This is a genomic window from Colwellia sp. C1TZA3, from assembly GCF_007954265.1.
In the GTDB taxonomy this organism is placed as follows: domain Bacteria; phylum Pseudomonadota; class Gammaproteobacteria; order Enterobacterales; family Alteromonadaceae; genus Cognaticolwellia.
Genome location: NZ_VOLS01000113.1, coordinates 1 through 4,065 on the forward strand (window position 1 = coordinate 1; position 4,065 = coordinate 4,065).

The following is a 4,065-nucleotide window of genomic DNA, read 5'->3' on the forward strand; positions in this document are numbered from 1 at the left end:
TTATTGCTCACTTGTACTAGTTAAAATAGCTCAAGGCTGTGTTGCTCTCAATCCCAATAGCCAGCTATTGCTCAATCGAGCGCCTTACCTTGAATTATTTTTCCTGCGCACAACAAGATCACAAACTGAATGGAACTGGTATAATAAACGGCATCCATGCAGCGATAATGATTAAATGAATAACGCCATAGTGGGTTGTTTTAGCCAGGTGAAACGATCAGATAATTCATCAGATTGGTATTATTATCGACTCAGTAAATTATATTCGAATACAGCGGCTAAAAGTTATTTTAAACGAGATATGCCAGTTCAAAACAATAACTCTTGTTATCTTCAGTTTTAGACTTTGGGCTTAGAACTCATGGCAGCAGCTCTAGGTAGATTAAAAAGGCTCAGTTTAATATCACAAGTTAGCAAGCACCATTCGTCAGTTTGGTGCTTTTTTTAGCGCTAATGTTAAAATTTTACAAAGGCATTAGCAGCGACTGCTGGTCTTGCTTGGTCATCTTACTGACAACTAACATATATGAGTTATCAATCATGCGTTCAACTTCCCCTTGCGGGATTGAACCATCTAAAATAACCGTATTCCATTGCGTTTTGTTCATATGATAGCCCGGTATGACTGCAGCAAAAACATCACGCAATATAACGGCTTCGTCAGGGTCACATTTTAAGTTGATGCAACAATGCCCTGCCATTTTACCATTAGTGCCTTTTTCATTACCTTTACCTAACGATAATGTCGCAAACATTTTATGCTTTACTTTAAAGACACTCACCTCAGGACCAAATGGAGTATATTCAATGGTTTCAGTTTTATTCAGTAAATAACGCTTTGCTTGTATGTTATCCATATTTCCAATACTGCTTTTTACAACTAAGATTCAATATAGCCTATGCTGTTTAGTAATGTTCGACAAGATAAATAACGCTGTGTGCTTCAAAGATAGTGTTATCAGCTGGTATACCAGCTTAATTGATTACTTAACAAGAATTAAAGGCCTAAGTGTTAACGATAAGAAACCAAGGTAGGTATAGTAAGAATGTTTTTACCTGCTCGTTTTAAACCGTAATATATGCTAAAAAATAACGCTGTAATAACAGCAATACTGATAAACGAATGAACAGGTTGTGATGAAAACACCGCAAGCTGGTAACATGCCGCTGCCGATAAGTAAGCTAACGTAAAACTCCATAATGCAGCAAACATTGCCCAGCGTGTACCCACTTCATTTTTAATTGCCCCCATTGCTGCAGCACATGGTGTATAAAGTAAAATAAAAAGCAAATAACAAAATGCGCCAATTTTGCCGGCAAAAGCGGCTTGCATAATGGTAATGGTACTTTGTGCAACGCCTTGTGCCTGTGCGGCAACTTCTACGCTAGACACATCGCCAATGTCAGTACCTAAGGGATCGTCTGCTGCTATGCCTTGTAAATTATCACCGATACTGGCTAACGCTTGCTGCCATAATACTAGCATAGACTCAGGGGCTGTTGGCTCTTGTGAAACCGGTGAATATAAGCTGTTAAACGTAGCAACTAGTGCCTCTTTCGCAAATAACCCAGTAATAATACCAACACTCGCTTGCCAGTTATCTTCTTTAACCCCCATTGGTGCAAGCAAAGGTGTCAGCACCTGCGCACTTTTGCTTAGCAAAGAGTCTTGAGTGTCATGATGACCAAATTCCCCGTCTGTGCCTAAAGAATTAAAGAAGTTTAAAACACAAACCACCACAATAATGGTTTTACCCGCGCCAACAATAAAGGAGCGCGTACGTTGCCATACCCGTTTAAATAAATATGACGGTTTTGGCCATTCATACAAAGGTAATTCCATAATATTAATAGAGTTTTTACCCATTAGAATGGTTTTCTTTAACATCAGCCCGGTCAATACCGCGGCAGCAATGCCAATAAGGTATAACAAGAATACTAAATTTTGTCCTGATTCTGGAAAAAAAGCCGCGGCAAATAAGGCGTAAACTGGTAATCTGGCGCCGCAAGACATAAATGGCGACATCATAATGGTGGTGATTCTTTCCCGTTCGTTATCCAAAATACGCGCTGCCATCACCGCCGGCACGGTACAACCAAAACCAACAATTAATGGCACAAAAGCTTTACCTGGCAAACCAATTTTTTGCATTGCGGCATCAACCACAAATGCGGCTCGGGCTAAATAGCCACTGCTTTCTAGTAGTGACAAACCAATAAACAAACTGGCTATAATGGGAATAAATGTTGCTACGGTTTGAATACCTAAACCGACACCACTTATAATAGTACTTAGCCAAGCCGGTAAATTAAAAGCGCTTAAAAAGTGTTGCGGATAGTCAACAAATATTGCGCCAGCTAAAATATCAAAAAAATCAATAAAAGCACCGCCAACATTAATCGCAAACATGAATAGCAAGTACATCATAGCTAAAAAAATCGGTACACCTAAAACTGGATGCAACATCCAACGATCTAACTTGTCACTAAATTGAGCATTATTATTCGGGGCCGTAACCACGTCAGCAACCAGTTGATGAATAAAGTCATACCGTGCTTGCATGACCGCCATGGCTTTTTTATCTGTTGCTTGGCAGCCGGGTGTTTTACCGCAAGCTTGACGCTCTAATTCAAGTGGCATGCCCGGGTAATCAGCTAAATCGTCAGGTAGGGTCAATAAATGCCCGGCAACGCTTGGGCTAGGAATATTTTTTAAGGCGGCGGTTATTTTTTTGCCCGCATTTTTTCCAATACTATTTTCAGTCACCACTGGGCAACCTAACTGAGCAGACAGCTTTTGCAAATCTATCTTAGCGGCTTCTTTACGATCAGCTTTATTTAGCACCACAATCATAGGTAGACCAAGCTCAAGCAGTTGTGTGGTTAAATATAGCTGGCGCTTAAGTTGTGTGGCGTCAATGACATTAATTAAACAATCAATGGGGTTTTGTTTAATAAAATCATGAGTAACCGAGAGATCTTTACTTTGCTGACTTCGCTGCGCCAAAGAGCTAATGCCAGGTAAATCAGAAAGCAATGTCAGCTTTTGATTAAGCTGACATTGTTGTTGCTTGGCGGCAACAGTAACACCAGTCCAGTTACCCGTTTTTTGTTTTGCCGCCGCCAAAGCATTAAAGAGTGTGCTTTTACCTGAATTAGCAAAACCGACCAGTGCAATATTTTGTTTGATCATTTACTTAAGAACTCAATGTTAATTTGTTTGGCAATAGTAGCTGGCAAGCACATTTTTGTGCCATGCAAATGAAAGGCAAGCGGACCGTTAAAAGGGGCTTTGTGGGCTAATAATATTTCACTTTTCAATGCGAAGCCCTGTTCAATTAACTGCGCACTTAAAGCAAAGTTTGCTGGTAAATAACTGATATAAGCTGGCTGATTAAGGGGTAATTCGTATAAGGTCATAGTCGCCTACATCTAAATGATAACAATTATCATTTGATCATACTAAAACTAGCAGTAGACAACAAGATATTAAATATGACTTTTAAGGTTATCTTGATTTGATACCACTTTCATTAGATTATTGCTCACTTGTGCTAGTGAAAACACACTACACCGGTGGGGCTGTTACTCACAATAACGCACATTATGAGTAACCACATTTTACCTGCAAGAATTTCAGCACTTGTGTTTAATTTAGAACAATAAACATATGGTCTTATTTACGTTATCTGCACACAACAAGATCATAAATTTAACCGAAGTGGTGAACACAGTAATCTAATACCAGTTCCATTAAGTTTGTGATCTTGTTGTGCGCAGGAAAAATGACTCAAGGTAAGGCGCTCGATTGAGCAATAGCTGGCTATTGGGAGTGAGAGCAACACAGCATTGAGCTATTTTAACTAGTACAAGTGAGCAATAACTTAATGGGATTGGTATAATACCAATTTGATTAATTAAGTGATCACCTTTTTCATGAGGAAAAATGGATAAATACAAGGCATAAAATTTAGTCAGTAGTTATTCACCTTATAAATTTTATAACGCTGTAGTTATTCATTTTAACCATTAAAAATGAGCAGGTAATTAATCAACTTGGTATAA

Annotated in this window: 3 protein-coding genes; all 3 read right to left on the reverse strand. The window is 38.9% G+C overall.

Translation table 11 applies throughout. From position 1 onward, the window contains the following. Window positions 1-464: 464 nt before the first annotated feature. A complete protein-coding gene (locus ESZ39_RS17245; RefSeq protein WP_146881155.1) occupies window positions 465-857 on the reverse strand; it encodes an MmcQ/YjbR family DNA-binding protein in 393 nt (130 codons plus the stop codon). A gap of 155 nt (window positions 858-1,012) precedes the next feature. After that, window positions 1,013-3,193: a ferrous iron transport protein B gene (feoB, locus tag ESZ39_RS17250; protein WP_223270442.1), complete on the reverse strand. Its 2,181-nt coding sequence runs from the start codon at window positions 3,191-3,193 to the stop codon at window positions 1,013-1,015. Further along, window positions 3,190-3,420, reverse strand: a complete 231-nt coding sequence (locus ESZ39_RS17255; RefSeq protein ID WP_146881156.1) for a ferrous iron transport protein A — start codon at window positions 3,418-3,420, stop codon at window positions 3,190-3,192. The genes feoB and ESZ39_RS17255 overlap by 4 nt, the downstream gene beginning before the upstream one ends. Window positions 3,421-4,065: the final 645 nt, after the last annotated feature.

Excerpts from the sequence above, each read along its gene's own strand:
- feoB (WP_223270442.1), bottom strand. The coding sequence starts at position 3,193 with ATGATCAAACAAAATATTGCACTGGTCGGTTTTGCTAATTCAGGTAAA.
- ESZ39_RS17255 (WP_146881156.1), bottom strand. The coding sequence starts at position 3,420 with ATGACCTTATACGAATTACCCCTTAATCAGCCAGCTTATATCAGTTAT.
- ESZ39_RS17245 (WP_146881155.1), bottom strand. The coding sequence starts at position 857 with ATGGATAACATACAAGCAAAGCGTTATTTACTGAATAAAACTGAAACC.